This window comes from Streptomyces sp. NPDC029152 (genome assembly GCF_055564355.1).
In genome coordinates, this window is record NZ_JBVHWR010000001.1 from 107,757 (window position 1) to 131,733 (window position 23,977).

A 23,977-nucleotide genomic window follows, 5' to 3' on the forward strand; every position below is an offset into this window, starting at 1 on the left:
CCCGCCACACCCGGCGTTTCCCTGGGCAGACTGCCCAGTGAAAACGCAAACTATTGCGCACCTTGCGGACGCGGGAGACCCTGCGGCTATGACGCAGACCACACACCGCACTCCCGACACCGCCCGGCAGGCCGACCCCTTCCCGGTCAAGGGAATGGACGCGGTCGTCTTCGCCGTGGGCAACGCCAAGCAGGCGGCGCACTACTACTCCACCGCCTTCGGCATGAAGCTGGTCGCCTACTCCGGACCGGAGAACGGCAGCCGCGAGACCGCCTCGTACGTCCTGGAGAACGGCTCCGCCCGCTTCGTGCTCACCTCGGTGATCAAGCCGGCCACCGAGTGGGGCCGCTTCCTCGCCCAGCACGTGGCCGAGCACGGCGACGGCATCGTCGACCTCGCCATCGAGGTCCCGGACGCGCGCGCCGCCCACGCCTACGCGATCGAGCACGGCGCCCGCTCGGTCGCCGAGCCGTACGAGGTCAAGGACGAGCACGGCACCGTCGTCCTCGCCGCCATCGCCACCTACGGCGAGACCCGGCACACGCTGGTCGAGCGTTCCGGCTACGACGGCCCCTACCTGCCCGGCTACGTCGCCGCCGAGCCGATCGTCGAGCCGCCCGCGCAGCGCACCTTCCAGGCGATCGACCACTGCGTCGGCAACGTCGAACTCGGCCGCATGAACGAGTGGGTCGAGTTCTACAACAAGGTCATGGGCTTCACGAACATGAAGGAGTTCGTGGGCGACGACATCGCCACCGAGTACAGCGCGCTGATGTCCAAGGTCGTCGCCGACGGCACCCTCAAGGTCAAGTTCCCGATCAACGAGCCCGCGGTCGCCAAGAAGAAGTCCCAGATCGACGAGTACCTGGAGTTCTACGGCGGCGCCGGCGTCCAGCACATCGCCCTGAACACCAACGACATCGTGCAGACCGTGCGCACGATGAAGGCGGCCGGCGTCCAGTTCCTGGACACGCCCGACTCGTACTACGACACGCTCGGCGAGTGGGCCGGCGAGACCCGCGTGCCCGTCGAGACCCTGCGCGAGCTGAAGATCCTCGTCGACCGCGACGAGGACGGCTACCTGCTGCAGATCTTCACCAAGCCGGTCCAGGACCGTCCGACCGTCTTCTTCGAGATGATCGAGCGCCACGGCTCCATGGGCTTCGGCAAGGGCAACTTCAAGGCCCTGTTCGAGGCGATCGAGCGCGAGCAGGCCAAGCGCGGCAACCTCTGACGGCCGCGAGCGGCTACCGGGGCGGGTCCTCCAGGGAGGGCTCGCCCAGTTCCGCCAGCACCCGCGTCGCCTCGGGCGCCCACAGCGGGGAGAAGTACGGGTTGATCACCAGCGCTTCCCGCAGGTGCCGCCGCGCGGGCCCGTACCGCTCCAGCGCCCGCTCGATCATCCCCCGGTGGAACGCGTACAGGGCGCTGCGCACCCCGCCGCCGTGCTCGGCGTCCGTCGCGATCGACGCGAACCGCAGCGCCTCCTCGTACGCGCCGGTCCGGTACAGCGCCCAGCCCAGCGCGTCGGCCACCTCGACGCCCGGCTGCCGCTGCCACTCGGCCTCCAGCCGCTCCACCGCCGCCCCCGCGTCCCCGTGGTCCGCCTCGAACCGCCCCATCACCAGATCCTCGTCCGCCCCGGCCCCCTCGGCCTCCCGCACCCGCTCGCGCAGCACGTCGTACTGCGCCCGTGCCGCCCGCCCCAGCCCCAGCGACTGGTACAGCTCGCCCAGCTCCAGCGCGTACTCGGGGCACAGCCGCCCGGCCGGCACCGCCCGATAGGCGGCGAGCGCCTCCGTCGTCCGCCCCAGCGCCGCCAGCGCCCTGCCCTCCCCGGCCCGCGCGGCCCGCTCGTCGGGGTCGGTGCGCAGCGCCTGCCGGAAGTACCGCAGCGCCTCCTCGCGGTCCCCGCGCTCGAACGCCAGCCGTCCGGCCTGCTCCAGGTACGCCGCCCGCTCGGCCGGCGCCGTGGCGTCGGCCACCGCGTCGGAGAGCTTGGCCGCCGCGTCCTCCTGCCAGCCCCGGTCCCGGTAGACGGCGGCCGCCCGCGCCCGTACGGCGGGCAGGTCCGGGCGCAGCTTCCTCATCCGGTCCAGGGCCCGGCCCACGGCCTTGTGGTCGCCGAGCCCGGTGTACGCGTCGATCAGCACCGCGTGCGTCGTCCACCGCTCCGGCGCCAGCTTCAGCGCGTCCTCGCCCCACTCCTTCGCCGCGGGGAAGTCCCGCCGCTCCACCGCCAGAGCCGCCAGCGACTCCAGGGCCTGCGGATCGTTCCGCGCCCCCACCCCCAGCGACGTCCGCAGCGCCTTCTCGGCCTTCGGCCAGTTCGCGGCGTCCGCGGTCCGCCGGCCCTGCTCCACGTAGGCCGCGCCCAGCACCGCCCACGCCGGCCCGTCCAGCGGATGCGCCCGCAGGTGCCGCTCCCGGTCGTCGATCAGCACGGCCAGACCGGGCAGCGCGGCCGGCACCCCGCCGGTGACCGCGCCGCGCGCCGACGCCGCCGCTCCCGGCGCGGGCGGGGGAGCGGAACCCCGTTCCCCCGGCAGCAGCACCGGCACCCCGCCGAGGACCGCGCAGCCGGCGGCGGAGGCGATCAGCGCCCGGCGCACACGCCGCTTCCGCGGGCCCGGCAGGACGCTCGACGTCTGGATGTCCATGGCGCTCACTGTGCGTCAATACGACAAGCGCCCCGGGCAGGTGAAGGGCACCGTCGACGGGGTTCACACCGATGGCCCCGGGTGCGACGCTGTGATCATGAGCCGTATCGAAGCGCCCCGCGACGAAGACGACGCAGCCCGCGGAGCCGGCGCGGCCACGCCGGCCGCCGGCGCCCTCGTCGACCGGCTGCTCGCCGGCCTGCCCGCCGGGGCCGTCCTCACCGATCCCGACGTCACGGCCTCCTACGCCAACGACATGGCGAGCTTCTGCCCGGCCGGCGCCCCCGCCGTGGTCGTCCTGCCGCGCACCGTGGAGGACGTCCAGCACGTCATGCGCACCGCCACCGAGCTGCGCGTCCCCGTCGTCCCGCAGGGCGCCCGCACCGGCCTGTCCGGCGGCGCCAACGCCACCGACGGCTGCGTGGTCCTCTCCCTGACCAGGATGGACCGCATCCTGGAGATCAACCCGGTCGACCGCGTCGCCGTCGTCGAACCGGGCGTCGTCAACGCCACGCTGTCCCGCGCGGTGAACGAGCACGGCCTGTACTACCCGCCGGACCCCTCCAGCTGGGAGACGTGCACGATCGGCGGCAACATCGGCACCGCCTCCGGCGGCCTGTGCTGCGTCAAGTACGGGGTGACCGCCGAGTACGTCCTCGGCCTGGACGTCGTCCTCGCCGACGGCCGCCTGATGTCGACCGGCCGCCGCACCGCCAAGGGCGTCGCCGGGTACGACCTCACCCGCCTCTTCGTCGGCTCCGAGGGCTCCCTCGGCATCGTCGTACGGGCCGTCCTCGCGCTGCGGCCCAAGCCGCCCGAGCAGCTGGTGCTGGCCGCCGAGTTCGCCTCCGCGTCCGCCGCCTGCGAGGCGATCTGCCGGATCATGGAGGGCGGGCACGTGCCGTCCCTCCTCGAACTGATGGACCGTACGACCGTCAAGGCGGTCAACGACCTCGCCCACATGGGGCTGCCGGAGACCACCGAGGCCCTCCTGCTCGCCGCCTTCGACACCGCCGACCCGGCCGCCGACCTCGCCGCCGTCGGCGCGCTGTGCGAGGCCGCCGGTGCCACGCAGGTGGTCCCCGCCGACGACGCGGCCGAGTCCGAACTCCTCCTCCAGGCACGGCGCCTGTCCCTCACGGCCCTGGAGGCGGTGAAGGGCACGACGATGATCGACGACGTGTGCGTGCCGCGTTCCCGGCTCGGCGACATGCTGGAGGGCGTCGAGCGCATCGCCGCGAAGTACGGCCTCACCATCGGGGTCTGCGCCCACGCGGGCGACGGCAACACCCACCCCACCGTGTGCTTCGACGCGCAGGACCCCGACGAGTCACGGCGCGCCCGCGAGTCCTTCGACGAGATCATGGCCCTCGGCCTGGAACTGGGCGGCACCATCACCGGCGAGCACGGCGTGGGCGTCCTGAAGAAGGAGTGGCTGGCGCGCGAGATCGGCCCGGTGGGACTGGAGATGCAGCGGGCCGTCAAACAGGTCTTCGACCCGCTCGGCATCCTCAACCCGGGCAAGCTGTTCTGACCCCTCGCCCGTACTACCGGGCGAACAGTCCGGCCGGCCCGTCGTCCAGGCCGAGCCGCGCGGCCCCGGTCCCCGGCGGCACCGCCCGCAGGGCCCGCTCCGGCCAGGCCGCCACCGGCACCGGCGGCGCCTCCGGCAGGGCGTCGCCGCCGGGACCGCTCAGCGCCCTCAGGACGACGCCCCGGCCGCCGGCCTTCGACGGCCACACCCGCACCTCCCCGTGCCCGCACGGCCGGAACACCCTCTCCACCGGCAGCTCGCGGGCGAACGTCCGGCGCACGGGCTGGCCGGAGTTGATGGGGAAGGCGACGTGCACGGCGCAGGGGGCGTCGGCGAGGCAGGTGGGCCTGGCCGGGACCGGGACGCCGTACTCGGGCGACAGGAGGAGCCTCATCTCCAGCTCGCGCTCCATGAGGGTGGTGGGCATGGCCGACGTGTCCTCTCCCGTACGGCCGGGCCGCCCGGAGCGGGCCCGCACGGGGGAGAGCGGCCCCGGCCGCGAGCGTTACGCGGGTTCGCGGGACTTCCTCCGAACGCCTCCCCGGGACCGCCGGACTCCCCCTCCGTGTGAAGGTCCGTGCACGAGGTTGCCCGGAAAGGGGTGCGTACGGCGGGACCGGCCGTGCGGGTTGCGCCCGTCTGATAGATGTGGAGGCCCCCAAATCAACCCCCGAGCAGATACGGGACGACGGACATGAGCGCCCCAACCCCGGCCCCCGGCGACGACAGGCCCCGCGAAGGGTATTACCCGGACCCGTCCATTCCCGGATACGTCCGGTACTGGAACGGCGCCTCCTGGGTGGCCGGCACCAGCAGGCCGGCGCCCAAGGACGGTGAGCCGCTCGCCCCGCCGCCCGGCGTGCGGCCCGCGGCACCCGCGGCACCCGCGGCACCCGCGGTGGCCTCCGTGGCCTCCGTGGAGGAGACCGGGCCGCACTTCTTCGACGAGGACCCGGTGGAGGAGCCGCCCGCCGCCGAGCCCCGGCACGGCGGCCGTCCGGAGCCCGCCTCGGCACGGGACGCGGACCACCCCGGAAGCGGACGCGTCGCCTGGCCCGACGCGCAGGGAGCCGACGCGCAGGGAGCCGACCCGAGGGTGCCGCACGCGCGCTCCGCACCCGGCGGCGGGACGGACGCGGACGCCGCCGGCGACGGCGCGGACCGGGCGCCGGCCGGCCCCGCCCCCGCCCCCGCCGCACCCGCCTCGGGACACACCGGGCCGGCCGACGCCGGAGCGGCGCACGGGGGTTCCCCGGCCGGCCGGGGCGCCGCCCCCGGTGCGGCCGGCGACGGTTTCGCCGACGCGGAGGCCGGAGCCGGCAGCACCTTCGTCTTCCGCCGCCCGACGGCCGGACCGCGGACGGCACCGGCCGCCGACGGTCCCGCGGCCGACGAGGGCACCATCACCTTCCGCGCGGTCCCCCCGCACGCGGCGCGGCAGGAGGGCACGCCGGCGCCCGGCGCCCCGGACGCCGGCGCCTCACCCGCCACGGGCGGCCCCGGCTTCGCCGCCGGGGCCGCCGTCCGGGGCGCGGCGGGTCCCCAGCCGGCTCCCGCGGCCTTCCCGACGGTGCCCTCCGGCCCGCAGCAGGTCGCTCCCGCCGTCCCCCGGCAGACCGCCGCCCCCCTCCCCGCCGCCTCGACCCCGGTCGCCGTCGGCCCCGGCGGCGGGCAGGCCTCCTGGGCGCAGCAGGTGCACCGGCTCGCCGGGGCCGGCGGGGACGAGCAGCCCGTCGCGCCCTGGAAGCCGCCGGTCGACGACGTCTTCCAGGCCGCCGCCCGCCGCCAGGCCGCGGCCCGCCCCGCCGGGCTCGGCAAGCGGCTGGCCGCCCGGCTGATCGACACCGCCGTCCTGGCCGGCGTCACCGCCGTGGCCGCCGTGCCCCTCGGCGGCAAGGCGATCGACCACGTCAACGACAAGATCGACGCGGCCAGGCTCTCCGGCGAGACCGTCACCGTCTGGCTGCTGGACGGCACGACGGGCACGTACCTGGGCATCGTGCTGGCCGTCCTGCTGCTCTTCGGCGTCGTCTACGAGGCGCTGCCCACCGCCAGGTGGGGCCGCACCCTGGGCAAGAGGCTGCTGGGCCTGGAGGTGCGGGACATCGAGGCCCACGAGCCCCCGTCCTTCGGCGCCGCGCTGCGCCGCTGGCTGGTCTACAGCGTCCCCGGCCTCCTGGCGGTCGGAGTCGTCGGCGTCGCGTGGTGCCTGTTCGACCGCCCCTGGCACCAGTGCTGGCACGACAAGGCGGCCGGCACGTTCGTCGCGGGCTGACTCGCCGGGGCGGCCGGGCGCGGCCGCCCCGGAGGGACGCGGGGGGACGGCGCGACCGGCCCCCGCGCGCCCGTGGCCGCCGACGCGCCCGCAGCCCCGCCACCGGTGGCGGCGCCCCCGGGTCAGGGCGTACTCCGGACGGCCGCTCGCCGGATGCGCCACCGGGGGGTTCGCGGTCGACTCGGGCCATGAGCAGCGAACCGCCCCACGGCCCCGGCGGGCAGCCGCCCGAGGACGACCCGTTGAGAAAGCCTCCCCCGTCCCCGGGCGGCACGGGCTCGCCGTACGACAACCCGCCGCCGTACGGGGGCGGCGAACCCCCGCCCCACGGCGGCGGGCCCTACGGCGGTGGGCCCCACGGCGGTGGGCCCTACGGCGGTGACCCGTTCGGCGGCGGTTCCTACCCCACCGACCCGCTGGCCGGCATGCCGCCGCTCGCGGACAGCGGCCGGCGCACGCTCGCCCGCATCATCGACATGATCCTCGTGGGCATCGTGGTCTGGCTGCTCAGCTGGGCGTTCAACGTCCAGGAGTACCAGGTCGACGGCGACGGGGTCGCGGTCGGCAAGTCCTTCGGGCAGTCCGTGATCGCCGCCGTGCTCTACGTCGCCTACGACACCTACATGACCGCCCGCACCGGTCAGACCCTCGGCAAGAAGTGGCTCGGCATGCGGGTGGCCGACCTGGGCAACGGCGCCACGCCCTCCGTGCAGACCTCGCTGATCCGGGCCCTGGTGCTGTGGATCCCGTTCGCGTTCTGCTGCGCCTGCGTGTGGACGGTCATCGCGGGCGGCTGGAGTTTCTTCGACAAGCCCTACAAGCAGGGCCTGCACGACAAGGCGGCCAAGACGGTGGTGGTCAGCACCCGCTGAGGGGCGCCGGGGCCGTGGTCAGGCGGCCCGGCCCCGCACCGACTCGCCGGCCCCCGCGTGGATCCGGGACGCGGCCGGCACCGGTTCCTCGGCCGCGGCGGGCCGCACGGCGGCCACCGGGCGGGTCCTCGGCTGCGGGACCGTCAGGGCGACCAGCAACCCGAGGGCGAGTGCGGCGACGGCGACGACCGCGATCCCCGGACCCGAACTCGTCCGTGACAGCAGCAGCATGGCGAGCGTCGAGACGATCACGGTGCACGAACCGTAGGCGAACTGAGCGGCAGTCGGACGGGGCATGGCCATCGTGTCCTCGGAAGGCGATCTGTGGGTAGGGCCGGCTGTCAGCCTGGCTTTCCGCCGACCTCGGGCGTTCCGCCAGACGACTCTAACGGGCTGTGTGCCCGAGTGGAACAAACAGTAAGCGTGACCTGGCCGACAGGGCAGATGCACGGGGGGCGCACGGATTCATGGTGCCGGACGCGGGGTCCGTCCCCGCACCCGCGGGCCGCGGCCGGTGTCCGCAAAGCGAACGGCGACTCCGCATAGTGCACTTGTTCTGCTCAAGTCAAGGTCTGTCTTTTCGCGCGAACCTCTAGTCAAATGTCGTCACTTGACTACACGCGTTGAGCACGTGTGCGCGGACTTCGCCATGTCCTTGGTCCCCCGATCCGCGCGCGTGGACGCGGGGGAGGAACTCAAGTGACCAGTAGATCCTGGACGTTCAGAACGGCGGCCACCGCCGTCGCGCTCGCCGCGGCGGGCGCCACGCTCTCCGCCGCCACCGTGGCGTACGCGGACGCGCCCGTCCGCCCGGCGGCCGCGGAGGGCAACGACCCCCACCCGGCCAAGGGCGTGGACTCGCACGACCTCGACGGCCCCCTCAGCAAGACCCAGGAGGCCCAGCGCCAGGAGGCGCTGAACCAGGTCCTCGCGGGCAAGGCCTCGGTGAAGAAGAAGGACGGCTCCAACGTCGTCCAGCTCAAGAGCAAGAAGGGCGACGCCAAGTACGTCGAGCTGGGTCGGGAGAAGACCGACAAGATCTTCACCATCCTGGTCGAGTTCGGCGACAAGGTCGACAGCCGCTACGGCGGCGAAGCGGGCCCGCTGCACAACCAGATAGCCAAGCCGAACCGCAAGAAGGACAACTCCACGGCCTGGCAGGAGGACTACGACCAGCAGCACTACCAGGACCTCTACTTCGGTTCCGGCACGGGCGTCGACTCCGTCAAGACGTACTACGAGAAGCAGTCCTCGGGCCGCTACTCGGTCGACGGCGAGGTGTCCGACTGGGTCAAGGTCCCGTACAACGAGGCCCGTTACGGCAACAACGCCTGCGGCGACACCAACTGCCCGAGCGTGTGGAACGTCGTCAGCGACGGTCTGAACGCCTGGGTCGCCCAGCAGAAGGCGGCCGGCCGCACCGACGCCCAGATCAAGGCCGACGTCGCCCGCTTCGACGAGTGGGACCGCTACGACTTCGACGGCGACGGCGACTTCAACGAGCCCGACGGCTACATCGACCACTTCCAGATCGTGCACGCCGGTGAGGACGAGTCCGCGGGCGGCGGCGTCCAGGGCACCGACGCGATCTGGGCCCACCGCTGGTACGCCTTCGGCACCGACGCCGGCGCCACCGGTCCGTCCGAGAACAAGCTCGGCGGCGCGCAGATCGGCTCCACCGGCGTCTGGGTCGGCGACTACACCATCCAGCCGGAGAACGGCGGACTCGGCGTCTACGCCCACGAGTACGGCCACGACCTCGGCCTGCCGGACCACTACGACACCGCCGGCGGCGACAACTCCACCGGCTTCTGGACGCTCATGTCGTCCGGCTCCTGGCTCGGCACCGGCCGCAACGAGATCGGCGACCTGCCCGGCGACATGAACGCCTGGGACAAGCTCCAGCTCGGGTGGCTGAACTACGACACCGCCAAGGCGGGCGTCAACTCCTGGCACAAGCTGGGCGTGGCCGAGTACAACACCAAGCACAAGCAGGGTCTGGTCGTCGAACTGCCGAAGAAGGCGGTCACCACCGAGATCGTTCCCCCCGCCCAGGGCCAGACCCAGTGGTGGAGCGGCAGCGGTGACGACCTCAAGAACACGCTGACCCGCAGCGTCGACCTCACCGGGAAGACGTCGGCCGCCCTCACCCTCGACGCCTGGTACGACATCGAGGCCAACTACGACTACCTCTACACCGAGGTGTCCACCGACGGCGGCGCCAACTGGACGGCCCTGGACGGTACGTTCGACGGCCGGCCGATCGAGCGCGACGGCAGCGACAAGCCGGCCCTGAGCGCCTCCGTCGACGCCTACGGCAAGCTCGTCTACCCGCTGGACGCGTACGCGGGCAAGAAGATCGACCTCCGCTTCCGCTACCAGACCGACGGCGGTCTGGCCATGAAGGGCTTCACCGCCGACGAGATCACGGTGACGGCCGACGGCGCGGTGCTCTTCTCCGACGACGCCGAGACCGCGGACGCCGCGTGGACCGCGAAGGGCTTCACCCGTCAGGGCGCGTCCTTCACCAAGGACTACGCGCAGTACTACCTCGCCGAGAACCGGCAGTACGTGTCGTACGACAAGACGCTGAAGACCGGTCCGTACAACTTCGGCTTCACGGACCGTCCGGACTGGGTGGAGCACTACCCGTACCAGAACGGCCTGCTGATCTGGAAGTGGGACACCTCCCAGGCGGACAACAACACCAGCCAGCACCCCGGTACCGGCCTGGTCCTGCCGGTCGACTCGCACCCGACCGCGATGACGTGGAAGGACGGCACGCTGCTGCGCAACCGCATCCAGGCGTACGACTCGCCGTTCAGCCTCTACCGCACGGACGCCATCACGCTGCACAAGGCGGACGTCGCGAAGTACTTCCCGGGCTCGAAGGGCGTCTCGGTCTTCAACGACCGCAAGAACACCTACTACGACCCGGCGAACCCGACCGGTGGTGTCAAGATCACTGACACCAACACGCAGATCAAGATCCTCAAGGAGGCCAAGGACGGCTCGACGATCGAGCTCGAGGTCGGCCCCGCGGGTAGGTAAATAGTATTTGCGCAGGTCAGAGCGTGATCGGCGGTGACCCCCTGGCGGGTTGCCGCCGATCCGTGTTTAGGTGCGTCCTGTGGCTCGCTTATTGACACCGGAACCCGCACCGACCGACACGGGGGTATGACCGCATGGCCGCAGGAGGCTTCTGCAAGCTGCCGAACGGCACGGTGGTGGTGGCACTGAACCTGCCCAGCCCCGCCGCCGAGGGCGACGTGCGCGTACTCGTCCACGCCCACAACCGGGCGCGCGCCCTGACCAGGCTGCGCAACCTGGGGCTGCGCGCGGTCTACCTGCGGGGCAACGCGGCACCACCCACCCCGGACGAGATCACGGCGGTCCTGCACCACCCGGACGGCCTCATATGGCGCACGGCCCCCGTGGGAGGCGCCCTCGTCCAGGAGCTGTGGCACCCGATCCGGGCGCTGCTCAGGCGCCCGGCGGCACAGCCCCAGGGCTAGCTGCTACTGGACGACGGGCTTGCCCGACAGCTCCACGCCCGCCGCCCGCAGCTCCTCCAGCGCCCGCTCGGTCGTCTCCGGGGCGACCCCGGCGGTCAGGTCGAGGAGCACCTGCGTGCGGAAGCCCTCCCGGGCGGCGTCCAGGGCGGTGGCCCGGACGCAGTGGTCCGTGGCGATGCCGACGACGTCGACCTCGTCGATCCGCCGGGCGCGCAGCCAGTCGGCGAGCGTCGTGCCGTTCTCGTCGGTGCCCTCGAAGCCGCTGTAGGCGGCCGAGTAGGCCCCCTTGTCGAAGACGGCGTCGATGGCGCCGGAGGCGACGGCGGGGGCGAAGTTCGGGTGGAAGCCCACGCCCTCCGTGCCGGCGACGCAGTGCGCCGGCCAGGAGTGGACGTAGTCGGGGTTGTCGGCGAAGTGGCCGCCCGGCGCTATGTGGTGGTCGCGGGTGGCCACGACGTGGCGGTAGCCGGCGGGCGCCTGCCCGATCAGCTCGGTGATGGCGGCGGCCACGTCGGCACCGCCGGTCACCGCGAGGCTGCCTCCCTCGCAGAAGTCGTTCTGCACGTCTACGACGATCAGGGCGCGGCGCATGGGCGGTGTCCTTCGACTGGGGATCGACGGGGGAGGGGGGACGGGAGGTCGAGGGCGGTGCGGGCCTTTTCGCGTCGCACCAGCATTAGCTACCCGAGCCTCCGTGGACGTACTCCGTCGGAATGACGGGTTCCCCACGGGACAGCTGGGTCGCGGACAGCGGCAGACCGGCGCGGGCGGCGGCGTGCCGGTCCCGGGCGACGTCCAGCGGCTCGCGGGCGACGACCTCGCCGCCCTCGACCAGCCGGACGAGGAGCTGCCGGTCGGCCAGCTCGGCGGGGACCGGGCCGGTGCCGACGACCTCGGCCTCGGCGTAGCCGTAGGAGTCCAGGCGGCGGGCGGCCCACTTGCGGCCGCCGATCGAGGTCTTGCCGCCGCTGGACTTCTTGGCCACCGGCACCAGCGGCGCCCCGGGGGCGTCGGACTCGGCGCGGGCGACGAGCTTGTAGACCATGGAGGCCGTCGGGTGCCCGGAACCGGTCACCAGCTGGGTGCCGACGCCGTACGCGTCCACGGGCGCCGCCGCCAGCGAGGCGATGGCGTACTCGTCCAGGTCGGAGGTGACGACGATCTTCGTCTCGGTGGCCCCCAGCTCGTCCAGCTGCTGCCGCACCCGGTGCGCGACCAGCAGCAGGTCGCCGGAGTCGATGCGCACGGCGCCCAGTTCGGGCCCGGCCACCTCCACCGCCGTGCGGACGGCCTCGGCGACGTCGTAGGTGTCCACGAGCAGCGTCGTGTCCCGGCCCAGGGCGTCCACCTGGGCCCGGAACGCGTCGCGCTCGGTGTCGTGGAGCAGGGTGAAGGCGTGGGCGGAGGTGCCGACGGTGGGGATGTTGTAGCGGAAGCCGGCGGCCAGGTCGGAGGTGGTCGCGAAGCCGCCGACGTAGGCGGCGCGGGCGGCGGCCACAGCGGCCAGCTCGTGGGTGCGGCGGGCGCCCATCTCGATCAGCGGCCGGTCACCGGCGGCGGAGGCCATGCGGGAGGCGGCGGCGGCGATCGCCGAGTCGTGGTTGAGGATGGACAGGAGCACCGTCTCCAGCAGCACGCACTCGCCGAAGGTCCCCTCGACCCGCATGATCGGCGAGCCGGGGAAGTACACCTCGCCCTCCGGATAGCCCCAGACGTCACCGCTGAAGCGGTAGTCGGCGAGCCAGTCCAGGGTCTCGCCGTCGACGATGTCCCTCTCGCGCAGGAAGCGCAGGACGCCGGCGTCGAAGCGGAAGTTCTCCACCGCGTCCAGCACTCGTCCGGTGCCCGCCACGACGCCGTAGCGGCGCCCGTTCGGCAGCCGGCGCGTGAAGACCTCGAACACGCTCCGCCGGCCGGCCGTGCCCGCCTTCAGGGCGGCTCGGAGCATGGTCAGCTCGTACTGGTCCGTGAAGAGCGCCGTCGAGGGAACGTCCACCGGCAGCCCAAGGTCCGCTGTGTTCATACCGGGGATCGTACCCCCATTTCGTCAGTCTGACGATTTGTGGTCCCGTGGCGTGGCCCACAGCCCCGTTTGTGCGGGCGCCCCCCTGTGGTGGCAGCATGGGCAGTGTGACGGCAGCCGCACCCATGGAGATCGAGAAGACCGAGTCGGCGGAGGAGGTCTTCGCCGTACCCGAACCCGACGTGCCCTGGGTGACGATCGTGCACAACGACCCCGTCAACCTCATGAGCTACGTGACCTACGTCTTCCAGTCGTACTTCGGCTATCCGAAGGACAAGGCCACCAAGCTCATGCTCGACGTCCACCACAAGGGCCGGGCGGTCGTCTCCAGCGGCAGCCGCGAGGAGATGGAACGGGACGTCCAGGCCATGCACGGCTACGGCCTGTGGGCCACTCTCCAGCAGGACCGGAAATGACCGACGCCCGCCCGCAGGACGGAAGCAGCTGAATCACCTCCATGCCAGGACAGTTCGAACCGCTCCCCGGCGGCGGCGCGGCCGTCGCCCTCGACGACGTCGAGATCTCCATCATCCGCTCGCTCGCCGTCCAGCTCCTGGAGCTGATCGGCCCCGGCCCCGCGGAGGACGCCTCCGGCGACCCGCTCGCCGAGCTCTTCGCCGACGGCCCCAGCGAGCCGCCCTCCGACCCGGTGCTGCGCCGCCTGTTCCCGGACGCCTACGTCGATCCCGAGGGCGCTCCGCGGGCGGAGGAGGCCGAGGAGCAGCGGGCGCACTCCGCCGAGTTCCGCCGCTACACCGAGAACGACCTGCGGGCCGGCAAGCGCGAGAACGCGCTCGCGGTGGTCCGCGCCCTGGACGCCCTGGCCTCCGCGTCGGCGTCGGCGGGCGAGGACGGCGCGGTGCTGAAGCTGTCGCCGGACGAGTCCCGGCAGTGGCTGGGCGCCCTGAACGACCTGCGCCTCGCGATCGGCTCCCGGCTGGAGATCACCGACGAGGACGACTCCGACCTGCTCTACCGGCTGCCCGACGAGGACCCGCGCAAGCCGATGGTGATGGCGTACCTGTGGCTGGGCGGCCTCCAGGAGACGCTCGTCGCCACCCTGATGCCCTGACCCGACCGGGGCCGTCCGGGGGGATCCGGGGGGAATCCGGGGTGTCCGGCGTGAACGTCCGCTCAGGGGACGTTCACGTCCGCATAACGATCCTGTGAAAACGGCACCCCCTTCTGCCCCGTTCAGGTGGCTTTTGTCCACTTCTTCTTGTGGGATGCGTCACAGGGTGCACCTGTGATCACTGTTGCGGCCGTGATAAATCTTCACGACCGCCCGGCGAACACCACCCGTATGTTCGGCCGGGTGCGCCACCGAGCCGGTAACCGCCGGCCAGGCACGAGCGAGCCCGTGAAGCCCGCTCAGCTCCATCATCCGGGGGGATCGAGACCCGATCCGCGGCCGACTCAAGGCCCGGGTCGGCATGGAGAAAGGCGCACCACTCATGACCTCTGCGCAGGTCGACCAGCATCACGACGGCAACGAGGCCGTGGAGCACGAGGGCGGCGAGGGGTATCAGCGCGGGCTCGGCGCCCGGCAGATCCAGATGATCGCCATCGGCGGTGCCATCGGCACCGGCCTGTTCCTCGGCGCGGGCAAGGGCATCTCCAAGGCCGGTCCCAGCCTGATCCTGGCCTACGCCATAGCGGGCCTGGTCATCTTCCTCATCATGCGGGCGCTCGGCGAGCTGCTGATGTACCGCCCGGTGTCCGGCTCCTTCTCGGAGTACGCCCGCGAGTTCATCGGCCCCTTCGCGGGGTTCGTGACCGGCTGGACGTACTGGCTCTTCTGGGTCGTCACCGGCATCACCGAGGTCACCGCCGCGGCGGCCTACATGACGTACTGGTGGGACATCCCGCAATGGGTGTCCGCGCTGGTCTTCACGGTCGTCCTGTACGGCGCGAACCTCATCTCCGTGAAGCTCTTCGGTGAGCTGGAGTTCTGGTTCTCGATGGTCAAGGTCACCGCGATCATCGGCATGATCCTCATCTGCGCCGGCGTCCTGACGATCGGCTTCTCGGACGCCGGCGACACCGCCTCCGTCTCCCACCTCTGGAACGACGGCGGCTTCTTCCCCAACGGCGTCGGCAGCAGCCTGATGACCCTGCAGATGGTCATGTTCGCCTTCCTCGCCGTCGAGCTGGTCGGCGTCACCGCGGGCGAGTCCAAGGACCCGAAGACGGTCCTGCCCCGCGCGATCAACACCGTGCCGTGGCGCATCGCCGTCTTCTACGTCGGCGCGCTGATCATGATCCTGTCGGTCGTGCCGTGGACGCACTTCCAGCCGGGCGTCAGCCCCTTCGTCGCCGCCTTCGAGAAGATGGGCCTGGCCGCCGGCGCGGGCATCGTCAACTTCGTCGTCCTGACGGCCGCGCTGTCCTCCTGCAACTCCGGCATGTACTCCACCGGCCGCATGCTGCGCGATCTGGCGCTCAACAGCCAGGGCCCGAAGTTCTTCACCAAGCTGACCCGCAGCGGCACCCCGCTCGTCGGCACGACGTTCTCCGCCGCGCTGATGATGGTCGGCGTCTGGATCAACTACCAGTGGCCGGGCAAGGCGTTCGACTACGTCGTCTCCTTCGCCACCATCTCCGGCATGTGGGCCTGGATCATGATCCTGGTCTCCCAGATCCGCTACCGCGCCAAGGCCGACCGCGGCGAACTGCCCCGCTCGGACTTCCGCGCCCCGGGCGCCCCGCTCACCAGCTGGTTCGCGCTCGCCTTCATCGGCATGGTGATCGTGCTGATGGGCATCGACAAGGACGCCCGCATCTCGCTGTACTGCGCTCCGCTGTGGGGCCTGCTCCTCCTGGTGTCCTACCTGGTGCTCAAGCGCCGCAACCCGCAGGCCGCGGCCTTCGCCAAGCGCTGACGCACCCGCCGGGGACGTCCGGCCGCCGGGAGCTCTCGTGGCGCCCCACGGCGGCCGCCGCTCAGGACGTCCGGCATGTGGGCCGTTCCGTACCGACCCTCGGTACGGAACGGCCCTTCTGCTTATCCTGACGGACATGCTGACCCTCACCCAGGCCCTCTACGACCAGATCGTCGCCCACGCCCGCAAGGACCACCCCGACGAGGCGTGCGGCGTCGTCGCGGGCCCGGCCGGCTCGGACCGCGCCGAGCGCTTCGTCCCCATGCTGAACGCGGCCATGTCGCCCACCTTCTACGAGTTCGACTCGGGCGACCTCCTCAAGCTCTACCGCGAGATGGACGACCGCGACGAGGAACCGGTGGTCATCTACCACTCCCACACGGCCACCGAGGCCTACCCCTCCCGCACCGACATCACCTACGCCAACGAACCCGGCGCCCACTACGTCCTCGTCTCCACCGCCGACACCGACGGCCTCGGCGAGTTCCAGTTCCGCTCCTTCCGGATCGTGGACGGTGAGGTCACGGAGGAGGAGGTCAAGGTGGTGGAGGCGTACTGATCTCGCACTGCGGATGAAAAGCGTCCGAGGCGTGAGATCACACTCCGGAAGCCGGACCGGGAATCGATACGATGAGCCCATGGTTCTTCTCGACGTGAGCGAAAAGGCGCCGGGCACGCTGCTCGTGGCGCGGCTGCACGTCGACCTGTGCAGGCTGAACAGCGCCATCTGTTGATCTTCCGCTGCCGCCGTACGGCCGTGAGCCGCGGCGGGCCGTCGCGTGCCGCCGCGCGCCCCACCGAACCCACGACACCTTCCGACAGGAGCCCTCAGCCATGGCCATCGAGGTCCGCATCCCCACCATCCTCCGCCAGTACACCGACGGCCAGAAGGCGGTGGAGGGCGACGGGGACACCCTCGCCGAGCTCTTCGCCGACCTCGAGACCCGGCACGCGGGTATCCGGGCCCGACTCATCGACGAGGCCAACGGCGACCAGCTGCGCCGCTTCGTCAACGTCTACCTGAACGACGAGGACGTCCGCTTCCTCGACGGCATCGACACCAAGCTCGCCGACGGCGACAGCATCACGATCCTGCCGGCCGTCGCCGGCGGTATGGCCTGATCGGGATGCGGTACGACTCCCCGCTGGCCGCGGTGGGCAACACCCCCCTGGTGCGCCTGCCGCGGCTGTCGCCGTCCGACGACGTCCGCATCTGGGCCAAGCTGGAGGACCGCAACCCGACCGGCTCGATCAAGGACCGCCCCGCCCTGCACATGATCGAGCAGGCGGAGAAGGACGGCCGGCTCACCCCCGGCTGCACCATCCTCGAGCCCACCTCCGGCAACACCGGCATCTCGCTGGCCATGGCCGCCAAGCTCAAGGGCTACCGCATCGTCTGCGTGATGCCCGAGAACACCTCGCAGGAACGCCGGGACCTGCTCGCCATGTGGGGCGCGGAGATCGTCTCCTCCCCGGCCGCGGGCGGCTCCAACACCGCCGTGCGGGTCGCCAAGGAACTCTCGGCCGAGCATCCCGACTGGGTGATGCTCTACCAGTACGGCAACCCGGACAACGCCGGCGCCCACTACACCGGCACCGGCCCCGAGATCCTCGCCGACCTGCCCTCGGTCACCCACTTCGTGGCGGGACTGGGGACGACGGGGACGCTGATGGGCGTCGGCCGCTACCTGCGCGAGCACAAGCCCGACGTGAAGATCGTCGCCGCCGAACCGCGCTACGACGACCTGGTCTACGGCCTGCGCAACCTCGACGAGGGCTTCGTGCCCGAGCTGTACGACGCCTCCGTGCTCACCACCCGCTTCTCGGTGGGCTCGGCCGACGCGGTCACCCGCACCCGCGAACTCCTCCAGCAGGAGGGCATCTTCGCGGGCGTCTCCACCGGCGCCGCCCTGCACGCCGCCATCGGCGTCGGCAGGAAGGCGGTCAAGGCGGGGGAGAGCGCGGACATCGTGTTCGTCGTCGCCGACGGCGGCTGGAAGTACCTCTCCACCGGCGTCTACACGGCGGCCACCACCGAGGAGGCCATCGAGACGCTGCACGGCCAGCTCTGGGCCTGACGCCTCACCGGGCGAGGTGGCGCACCTGGTCCCACAGGGCCGGGTCCACCTCGCCCACCCGGCGCCGGAAGTCGCCCACCGGCACCTGGCGCAGCTCGTCCGTCTCCAGGAAGCTCGTCCGGCCCCGCCCGTCGCCGACGGCCCCCGGCGGCAGCGTGATCACCCCGGCCCGGTCCTCCCGGTAGCGGCTGGTGATCTTCGCGACCAGCGCCCGCCGCCCGCGCACCGCGATCACCAGGCACGGCCGGTCCTTCGCGCCCCGGGTGTCCTCGAAGGGCACCTTCGCCCACCAGATCTCCGCCGGCCGCGGCCGCACCGCCCGCCCCCGCGGGCCCCGGGGACGCCCCGGCGGCCGCCGGCCGCCCGCGGGCCGCCGCCCACGCCCCCGGCCGTCGACGACCACGGCGACGAACGCGAGGAGCACCACCGCCGCGAGCGCGAACCACCAGGACGTGTCCATACGGACGACGTTACCGGCGCGCACCCGCGCCGCGCTCCCCCTCGGTGGCTCCGCGCGCCCCACTTCCAGCCGAACCGGTGACACCACAGGTGAGTTCGCCCACAACGGCCCTTGGCGGAGGAGCGACCAAAGGTTTCGCGCCTTACGCTCGACGGACCGCACGACCCCCGTCTCCCACACCCGCCAGCGGAGGTTTCTGCTTCATGAAGCTCACCGTCGTCGGCTGCTCGGGGTCGTTCCCGTCCGCGGAATCGGCCTGCTCGAGCTACCTCGTCGAGGCCGACGGCTTCCGGCTGCTCCTCGACCTGGGCAACGGCGCCCTCGGCGAGCTGCAGCGCCACTGCGGTCTCTACGACCTCGACGCGATCTTCCTCAGCCACCTGCACGCCGACCACTGCATCGACATGTGCGCCTACTTCGTGGCGCGCTACTACCGGCACGACGGCGGCCGCTGCGCCCCCCTCCCCGTCTACGGACCCGAGGGCACCGAGCACCGGCTGACCACCGCCTACGCCGACACGCCCTCCGCCTCCTCCATGAGCGAGGTCTTCGACTTCCACACGGTCAAGCCCTCCACCTTCGAGGTCGGCCCCTTCACCGTGCACACCGAGCGCGTCGCCCACCCCGTGGAGGCCTACGCGATCCGCGTCGAGCACGGCGGCCGGTCGCTGACGTACTCCGGCGACACCGGCACCACGCCCGTGCTGGACGAACTCGCCCGGGACACCGACCTGTTCCTGTGCGAGGCCGCCTTCACGCACGGCAAGGAGAACATCCCCGACCTGCACCTCAACGGTCGCGAGGCGGGGGAGACGGCGAGCCGGGCCGGCGCCCGCCGCCTGGTCCTCACCCACATCCCGCCGTGGACCGACCCGCGGGTCAACCTGGCCGACGCCCGCGAGGTCTACGAGGGCCCGGTGGACGTGGCGGCACCGGGCGCGGTGTACGAGATCTGACGCCGGGCCCGCGCCCGCGCGGACGCGACGAGGCCCCCGGAGCTCTGCGGCTCCGGGGGCCTCGGTCGTGCCGTGCTCATGCCGTGCGGCGGGACCTCACGCCTTGGTGAGGTCCTCGACCTCCTCCTCGGGCTCGCGGCCCGGGGTCTTGAGGTCGAACTTGACGATCGCGAAGCGGAACGTCACGTAGTAGATCGCCGCGAACACCAGACCGATCGGGATGATCAGCCACGGCTTGGTCGCCAGGTGCCAGTTCAGGGCGTAGTCGATGAAGCCGGCCGAGAAGTTGAAGCCGGCGTGCACCCCGAGACCCCAGGTCACCGCCATCGAGACGGCCGTCAGCACCGCGTGCAGCACGTACAGGACCGGCGCGATGAACATGAACGAGAACTCGATCGGCTCGGTCACACCGGTGACGAACGAGGTCAGGGCGAGCGAGACCATCATGCCGAGGACGGCCTTGCGGCGCTCCGGGCGGGCGCAGTGGGCGATGGCGATCGCGGCGGCCGGCAGACCGAACATCATGATCGGGAAGAAACCGGCCTGGAAGAGCCCGGCGTTCGGGTCGCCGGCCAGGAAGCGGGTGATGTCGCCGTGCACGACCTCACCGGCGGAGTTGGTGAAGTCGCCGAGCTGGAACCAGGCCACGGTGTTCACGAACTGGTGCATGCCGACCGGGATCAGCGCGCGGTTCACGCCGCCGAACAGGGCGGCGCCGCCGGAGCCGAGACCGGTCATCCACTCGCCGAAGTTCGAGATGCCGGTGCCGATGGGCTCCCAGACCAGACCGAAGAAGACGCCGACGACGATGCCGACGAAGGCCATGATGATCGGCACCAGGCGGCGGCCGTTGAAGAAGCCGAGCCAGTCCACCAGCTTGGTGCGGTGGAACCGCTGCCACAGCACGGCGGAGAGCAGACCCATGATGATGCCGCCGAGCACCCCGGGGTCGTTGTACGTCGCGGCGACGTCCTCGCCCTTCTGGATCACCGCCTCGGTGACCGGGAAGGCCTCCAGGACCTTGCTGTAGACGAGGAAGCCGACCACCGCGGCCAGCGCGGTCGAGCCGTCCGCCTTCTTGGCGAAACCGATGGCCACGCCTATGCAGAACAGGATCGGCAGCGAGCCGGTGAGGGCACCGCCCGCGTTGTTGAAGACGGCGGCGACCTTGTCCCAGCCGAGGCCGTCCTTGCCGAAGATGTCGTCCTGGCCGAGCCGGACCATGATGCCCGCTGCCGGCAGTACGGCGATCGGGAGCTGCAGGCTGCGGCCGACCTTCTGCAGGCCCTGGAAAAGGCCCTGTCCCCGCTTCTTCGCGGGGGCCGCCGTTGCGGTGGCGGTGCTCATAAGTCCTCCATCGGGTGATGGTCTACACCACTGAGTGGTGTAGACCTGTTGTAGCACGATGAAGGGCGCATAAGGAACCCGCGAATCCGCTACTGCGGCGCTACGCGCAGTGCCGGGCGAAGGCCCCGGGTCACACCCCGGCCGACCCCCCTCGGGAGCGCGCCGAAGGCCCCCGGACCAGAGGTCCGGGGGCCTTCGCGAGACCACGCTCCAAGGGTACGTGAGGTCTACACCTTGGTGACGTCCTCGACCTCGTCCTCCGGCTCCCGCCCCGGAGTCCTCAGGCCGAACCTCGTGATCGCGAACCGGAACACCACGTAGTAGACGGCCGCGAAGCACAGGCCGATCGGGATGATCAGCCACGGCCGGGTCGCCAGGTTCCAGTTGATGACGTAGTCGATCAGCCCCGCCGAGAAGCTGAACCCGTCGTGCACCCCCAGCGCCCACGTCACCGCCATCGACACACCCGTCAGCACCGCGTGCACCACGTACAGCGCCGGCGCGACGAACATGAACGAGTACTCCAGCGGCTCGGTGATGCCCGTCACGAACGACGTCAGCGCCACCGACAGCATCAGACCGCCCACCTCCTTGCGGCGGTGCGGCTTCGCGCAGTGCGTGATCGCCAGCGCGGCGGCCGGCAGCGCGAACATCATGACCGGGAAGAACCCCGACGTGAACTGCCCCGCGTCCGGGTCCCCGGCGAGGAACATGTTGATGTCGCCGTGCACCACCGTGCCGTCCGGCTTCGTGAAACTGCCGAACTGGAACCACATCGGCACGTTCAGGAACTGGTGCAGCCCGATCACCAGCAGCGCCCGGTTCGCCAGCCCGAACACGCCCGCGCCCCACGAGCCGATGCCGTTCAGCCAGTCGCTGAAGCCCTCCAGCGCGTCCCCGATCGGCGGCCAGACCCACAGGCACAGCGCCGCGAACAGGATCGCCACGAACGCCATGACGATCGGCACCAGCCGGCGGCCGTTGAAGAAGCCGAGCCAGTCCACCAGCCTCGTCCGGTGGAACCGCCGCCAGAAGTACGCCGACAGCAGCCCCATCACGATGCCGCCGAACACCCCCGGATTCTGGAAGACGAACGCCGTCACCGTGCCCGACCCGTCGGTCACCTGGCAGCCGACCTGCGGGATCGCCCTCGACCCCTTTGGGCAGTCCTCCGGGAACTGCCGCAGCACGTTGTAATAGACGAGGAACCCCGCCACCGCCGCCAGCGCCGTCGAACCGTCGGCCTTCTTCGCCATCCCGATGGCCACACCGACGCAGAACAGCAACGGCAGCCCCAGCGACCCGTCGAGCAGGGCGCCGCCCGCGCCCGTCATCACCTTCGAGACGTTCGTCCAGCCCAGACCGTCGGCCCCGAACACGTCCGGCTGCCCCAGCCGGTTGAGGATGCCCGCCGCGGGCAGCACCGCGATGGGCAGCTGCAGACTGCGGCCCATCTTCTGCAACCCCTGGAACCCCTTGTTCCAGCGAGCGCGCGCAGGACTGACCGCACTGTCGGCACTCATCCGGTCTCCATCCGGTCGCCGGTACACTGGTGTAGACCAGTTGTGGGACGGTTCCGCTGTCGTGACGCCATCATCGGGCAGCCACCACATGACCGCTCGCGAAGATGGGCCAACTGTGGGTTACTGCGACAAAGCGGTTCGGATCAGGGAGAAAGAACATGGCCAGCAAGGCTGAGAAGATCGTCGCCGGCCTCGGCGGCATCGACAACATCGACGAGATCGAAGGCTGCATCACCCGCCTCCGCACCGAGGTCAACGACCCCGCCCTGGTCGACGAGGCCGCCCTCAAGGCCGCCGGCGCCCACGGCGTCGTCAAGATGGGCACCGCCATCCAGGTCGTCATCGGCACCGACGCCGACCCGATCGCCGCGGAGATCGAAGACATGATGTGACCACCGGTCCACACCGGCTCACCGGACAGGGGCCCTTCCCGCCAGGCTCTTCCACAGCGGGGAAGGCCCCTTCCGCATGGGCCGCTAGGCTCACCCGCATGTCACGAATCGACGGCCGCACCCCCCGACAGCTCCGCCCCGTCACCATCGAACGCGGCTGGAGCAAGCACGCCGAAGGCTCCGTCCTCGTCTCCTTCGGCGACACCAAGGTCCTCTGCACCGCCTCCGTCACCGAAGGCGTCCCCCGCTGGCGCAAGGGCAGCGGCGAAGGCTGGGTCACCGCCGAGTACGCCATGCTGCCCCGCGCCACCAACACCCGCGGCGACCGCGAGTCCGTCAAGGGCCGCATCGGCGGCCGCACCCACGAGATCAGCCGCCTCATCGGCCGCTCCCTGCGCGCCGTCATCGACTACAAGGCACTCGGCGAGAACACCGTCGTCCTCGACTGCGACGTCCTCCAGGCCGACGGCGGCACCCGCACCGCCGCCATCACCGGCGCCTACGTCGCACTGGCCGACGCCATCGGCTGGGCCCAGGGCAAGAAGCTCATCAAGCCGGGCCGCAAGCCCCTCACCGGCACCGTCTCCGCCGTCTCCGTCGGCATCGTCGGCGGCACACCCCTCCTCGACCTCCGCTACGAGGAGGACGTCCGCGCCGACACCGACATGAACGTCGTCTGCACCGGCGACGGCCGCTTCGTCGAGGTCCAGGGCACCGCCGAGGCCGAACCCTTCGCCCGCGAGGAACTCGACGCCCTCCTCGACCTCGCCGCCGCCGGCTGCACGGAACTGGCCGACCTGCAGCGCAAGGCACTCGACACCGCCCTCGAAAAGTAAAGAGGGCACCAAGAAAAGGACGGCCGGCACGCAACTCGACCACCCGCCGCCGCGTCTTGGCCAGTACGGGCGTACGGCTCCACCGCCGTACGCCCGGCGCAACACGTCACACGGGCCGCCCGGCCCTGTCACAAGGGGAGGACCGAGACCCATGGCCGCGACCCGACGCAGCCGCCGTCGCCGCACCGCATACGCCGCCGCAGCCCTGGCGACCGCCGCCCTGACCGCGGGCCTGACCACCGGCTGCGACGCCGTCGACAAGGCACTCGACTGCGTCCAGACCGCCGACGCCATCGCCGACAGCGTCACCGCACTCCAGCAGGCCGTGGAGAACACGTCCGACGACCCGACACGCCTCGAGGAATCCCTCGACTCCATAGACAAGAACCTCGACGAGATCGGCGACCGGACCGACGACACCGACGTCGACAAGGCCGTCGAGGACCTCGGCAAGGCCGTCGACAACATCCGCACCTCCGTCAAGAACGGCGACAACACCCCCGACATCAGCCCCGTCACCGACGCGGCCGGCGAACTGACCAAGGTCTGCACGCCGTAAGGGAAGGCGGCCGCGAAAGAGGACGGGACCCGGCGCCCCCGGAACCGTCCGGAATACTGGGCCCC

Annotated in this window: 25 protein-coding genes; 17 read left to right on the forward strand and 8 right to left on the reverse strand. The window is 71.6% G+C overall.

The genetic code is table 11. The annotated features are described in order from the left end of the window. Positions 1-88 precede the first annotated feature (88 nt). Positions 89-1,234 carry a 4-hydroxyphenylpyruvate dioxygenase gene (gene hppD, locus ACZ4V6_RS00415; protein WP_467821534.1) on the forward strand — a complete coding sequence of 382 codons (1,146 nt, stop codon included), beginning with the start codon at positions 89-91 and terminating at the stop codon, positions 1,232-1,234. Between the two features lie 13 nt (positions 1,235-1,247). Here hppD and ACZ4V6_RS00420 read toward each other — a convergent pair whose 3' ends face one another. Then, a complete protein-coding gene (locus ACZ4V6_RS00420) occupies positions 1,248-2,660 on the reverse strand; it encodes a tetratricopeptide repeat protein (protein WP_467821535.1) in 1,413 nt (470 codons plus the stop codon). Between the two features lie 91 nt (positions 2,661-2,751). Here ACZ4V6_RS00420 and ACZ4V6_RS00425 point away from each other — a divergent pair, with 91 nt between their 5' ends. Continuing rightward, on the forward strand, positions 2,752-4,194 hold the full coding sequence (locus tag ACZ4V6_RS00425; protein ID WP_467821536.1) for an FAD-binding oxidoreductase: 1,443 nt from the start codon (positions 2,752-2,754) through the stop codon (positions 4,192-4,194). Positions 4,195-4,207: 13 nt separating this feature from the next. Here ACZ4V6_RS00425 and ACZ4V6_RS00430 read toward each other — a convergent pair whose 3' ends face one another. Next, on the reverse strand, positions 4,208-4,621 hold the full coding sequence (locus tag ACZ4V6_RS00430) for an SsgA family sporulation/cell division regulator (protein WP_467821537.1): 414 nt from the start codon (positions 4,619-4,621) through the stop codon (positions 4,208-4,210). A gap of 267 nt (positions 4,622-4,888) precedes the next feature. On the opposite strand from ACZ4V6_RS00430, the gene ACZ4V6_RS00435 reads away from it, so the two are divergent. Together ACZ4V6_RS00435 and ACZ4V6_RS00440 are read left to right on the forward strand one after the other, a co-directional pair. After that, positions 4,889-6,469: an RDD family protein gene (locus ACZ4V6_RS00435; RefSeq protein ID WP_467821538.1), complete on the forward strand. Its 1,581-nt coding sequence runs from the start codon at positions 4,889-4,891 to the stop codon at positions 6,467-6,469. Positions 6,470-6,657: 188 nt separating this feature from the next. Beyond that, positions 6,658-7,341 carry an RDD family protein gene (locus tag ACZ4V6_RS00440; RefSeq protein ID WP_467821539.1) on the forward strand — a complete coding sequence of 228 codons (684 nt, stop codon included), beginning with the start codon at positions 6,658-6,660 and terminating at the stop codon, positions 7,339-7,341. Between the two features lie 18 nt (positions 7,342-7,359). On the opposite strand, the gene ACZ4V6_RS00445 is transcribed toward ACZ4V6_RS00440, so the two are convergent. After that, on the reverse strand, positions 7,360-7,638 hold the full coding sequence (locus tag ACZ4V6_RS00445; RefSeq protein WP_467821540.1) for a hypothetical protein: 279 nt from the start codon (positions 7,636-7,638) through the stop codon (positions 7,360-7,362). Positions 7,639-8,040: 402 nt separating this feature from the next. On the opposite strand from ACZ4V6_RS00445, the gene ACZ4V6_RS00450 reads away from it, so the two are divergent. Both ACZ4V6_RS00450 and ACZ4V6_RS00455 read left to right on the forward strand, forming a co-directional pair. After that, on the forward strand, positions 8,041-10,392 hold the full coding sequence (locus ACZ4V6_RS00450) for an immune inhibitor A domain-containing protein (protein WP_467821541.1): 2,352 nt from the start codon (positions 8,041-8,043) through the stop codon (positions 10,390-10,392). Between the two features lie 134 nt (positions 10,393-10,526). Continuing rightward, positions 10,527-10,856: a hypothetical protein gene (locus ACZ4V6_RS00455; protein WP_467821542.1), complete on the forward strand. Its 330-nt coding sequence runs from the start codon at positions 10,527-10,529 to the stop codon at positions 10,854-10,856. Between the two features lie 3 nt (positions 10,857-10,859). On the opposite strand, the gene ACZ4V6_RS00460 is transcribed toward ACZ4V6_RS00455, so the two are convergent. Further along, entirely contained in the window at positions 10,860-11,447 is a 588-nt protein-coding gene (locus tag ACZ4V6_RS00460; protein ID WP_467821543.1) for a nicotinamidase, read from the reverse strand. 85 nt (positions 11,448-11,532) lie between these two features. Then, positions 11,533-12,879 carry a nicotinate phosphoribosyltransferase gene (locus tag ACZ4V6_RS00465; RefSeq protein WP_467821544.1) on the reverse strand — a complete coding sequence of 449 codons (1,347 nt, stop codon included), beginning with the start codon at positions 12,877-12,879 and terminating at the stop codon, positions 11,533-11,535. A gap of 98 nt (positions 12,880-12,977) precedes the next feature. Between ACZ4V6_RS00465 and clpS the strand changes: the two genes are divergently transcribed. The 7 genes from clpS (at position 12,978) to ACZ4V6_RS00500 (ending at position 17,839) form a co-directional block, all read left to right on the forward strand. Continuing rightward, complete coding sequence (clpS, locus tag ACZ4V6_RS00470) at positions 12,978-13,295, forward strand: ATP-dependent Clp protease adapter ClpS (protein ID WP_467821545.1); 318 nt, start codon at positions 12,978-12,980, stop codon at positions 13,293-13,295. Positions 13,296-13,336: 41 nt separating this feature from the next. Beyond that, positions 13,337-13,951, forward strand: coding sequence for a DUF2017 domain-containing protein (locus ACZ4V6_RS00475; RefSeq protein ID WP_467821546.1), 615 nt, complete (start codon positions 13,337-13,339; stop codon positions 13,949-13,951). A 382-nt stretch (positions 13,952-14,333) separates the two neighbouring features. Then, positions 14,334-15,761, forward strand: coding sequence for an amino acid permease (locus ACZ4V6_RS00480; protein ID WP_467821547.1), 1,428 nt, complete (start codon positions 14,334-14,336; stop codon positions 15,759-15,761). A 136-nt stretch (positions 15,762-15,897) separates the two neighbouring features. Then, entirely contained in the window at positions 15,898-16,320 is a 423-nt protein-coding gene (locus ACZ4V6_RS00485; RefSeq protein ID WP_467821548.1) for a M67 family metallopeptidase, read from the forward strand. 79 nt (positions 16,321-16,399) lie between these two features. Further along, positions 16,400-16,495 carry a putative leader peptide gene (locus ACZ4V6_RS00490; protein ID WP_310873142.1) on the forward strand — a complete coding sequence of 32 codons (96 nt, stop codon included), beginning with the start codon at positions 16,400-16,402 and terminating at the stop codon, positions 16,493-16,495. A 100-nt stretch (positions 16,496-16,595) separates the two neighbouring features. Further along, positions 16,596-16,883 carry a MoaD/ThiS family protein gene (locus tag ACZ4V6_RS00495; RefSeq protein ID WP_467821549.1) on the forward strand — a complete coding sequence of 96 codons (288 nt, stop codon included), beginning with the start codon at positions 16,596-16,598 and terminating at the stop codon, positions 16,881-16,883. 5 nt (positions 16,884-16,888) lie between these two features. Continuing rightward, a complete protein-coding gene (locus tag ACZ4V6_RS00500) occupies positions 16,889-17,839 on the forward strand; it encodes a PLP-dependent cysteine synthase family protein (protein ID WP_467821550.1) in 951 nt (316 codons plus the stop codon). Between the two features lie 4 nt (positions 17,840-17,843). On the opposite strand, the gene ACZ4V6_RS00505 is transcribed toward ACZ4V6_RS00500, so the two are convergent. Next, positions 17,844-18,299, reverse strand: coding sequence for a type II toxin-antitoxin system PemK/MazF family toxin (locus ACZ4V6_RS00505; protein ID WP_467821551.1), 456 nt, complete (start codon positions 18,297-18,299; stop codon positions 17,844-17,846). Positions 18,300-18,502: 203 nt separating this feature from the next. On the opposite strand from ACZ4V6_RS00505, the gene ACZ4V6_RS00510 reads away from it, so the two are divergent. After that, positions 18,503-19,255 carry an MBL fold metallo-hydrolase gene (locus ACZ4V6_RS00510; RefSeq protein WP_467821552.1) on the forward strand — a complete coding sequence of 251 codons (753 nt, stop codon included), beginning with the start codon at positions 18,503-18,505 and terminating at the stop codon, positions 19,253-19,255. A gap of 96 nt (positions 19,256-19,351) precedes the next feature. On the opposite strand, the gene ACZ4V6_RS00515 is transcribed toward ACZ4V6_RS00510, so the two are convergent. Together ACZ4V6_RS00515 and ACZ4V6_RS00520 are read right to left on the reverse strand one after the other, a co-directional pair. After that, positions 19,352-20,602 carry a PTS transporter subunit EIIC gene (locus ACZ4V6_RS00515; protein WP_467821553.1) on the reverse strand — a complete coding sequence of 417 codons (1,251 nt, stop codon included), beginning with the start codon at positions 20,600-20,602 and terminating at the stop codon, positions 19,352-19,354. A gap of 227 nt (positions 20,603-20,829) precedes the next feature. Beyond that, positions 20,830-22,125, reverse strand: a complete 1,296-nt coding sequence (locus ACZ4V6_RS00520; protein WP_467821554.1) for a PTS transporter subunit EIIC — start codon at positions 22,123-22,125, stop codon at positions 20,830-20,832. 158 nt (positions 22,126-22,283) lie between these two features. Between ACZ4V6_RS00520 and ACZ4V6_RS00525 the strand changes: the two genes are divergently transcribed. From ACZ4V6_RS00525 to ACZ4V6_RS00535, 3 genes are all read left to right on the forward strand, one after another. After that, entirely contained in the window at positions 22,284-22,517 is a 234-nt protein-coding gene (locus ACZ4V6_RS00525) for a PTS sugar transporter subunit IIB (protein ID WP_077801219.1), read from the forward strand. A 98-nt stretch (positions 22,518-22,615) separates the two neighbouring features. Beyond that, positions 22,616-23,353 (forward strand): ribonuclease PH, encoded by a 738-nt coding sequence (rph, locus tag ACZ4V6_RS00530; RefSeq protein WP_467821555.1) that lies wholly within the window; start codon positions 22,616-22,618, stop codon positions 23,351-23,353. A gap of 151 nt (positions 23,354-23,504) precedes the next feature. Continuing rightward, positions 23,505-23,912: a hypothetical protein gene (locus tag ACZ4V6_RS00535; protein ID WP_467821556.1), complete on the forward strand. Its 408-nt coding sequence runs from the start codon at positions 23,505-23,507 to the stop codon at positions 23,910-23,912. Positions 23,913-23,977: the final 65 nt, after the last annotated feature.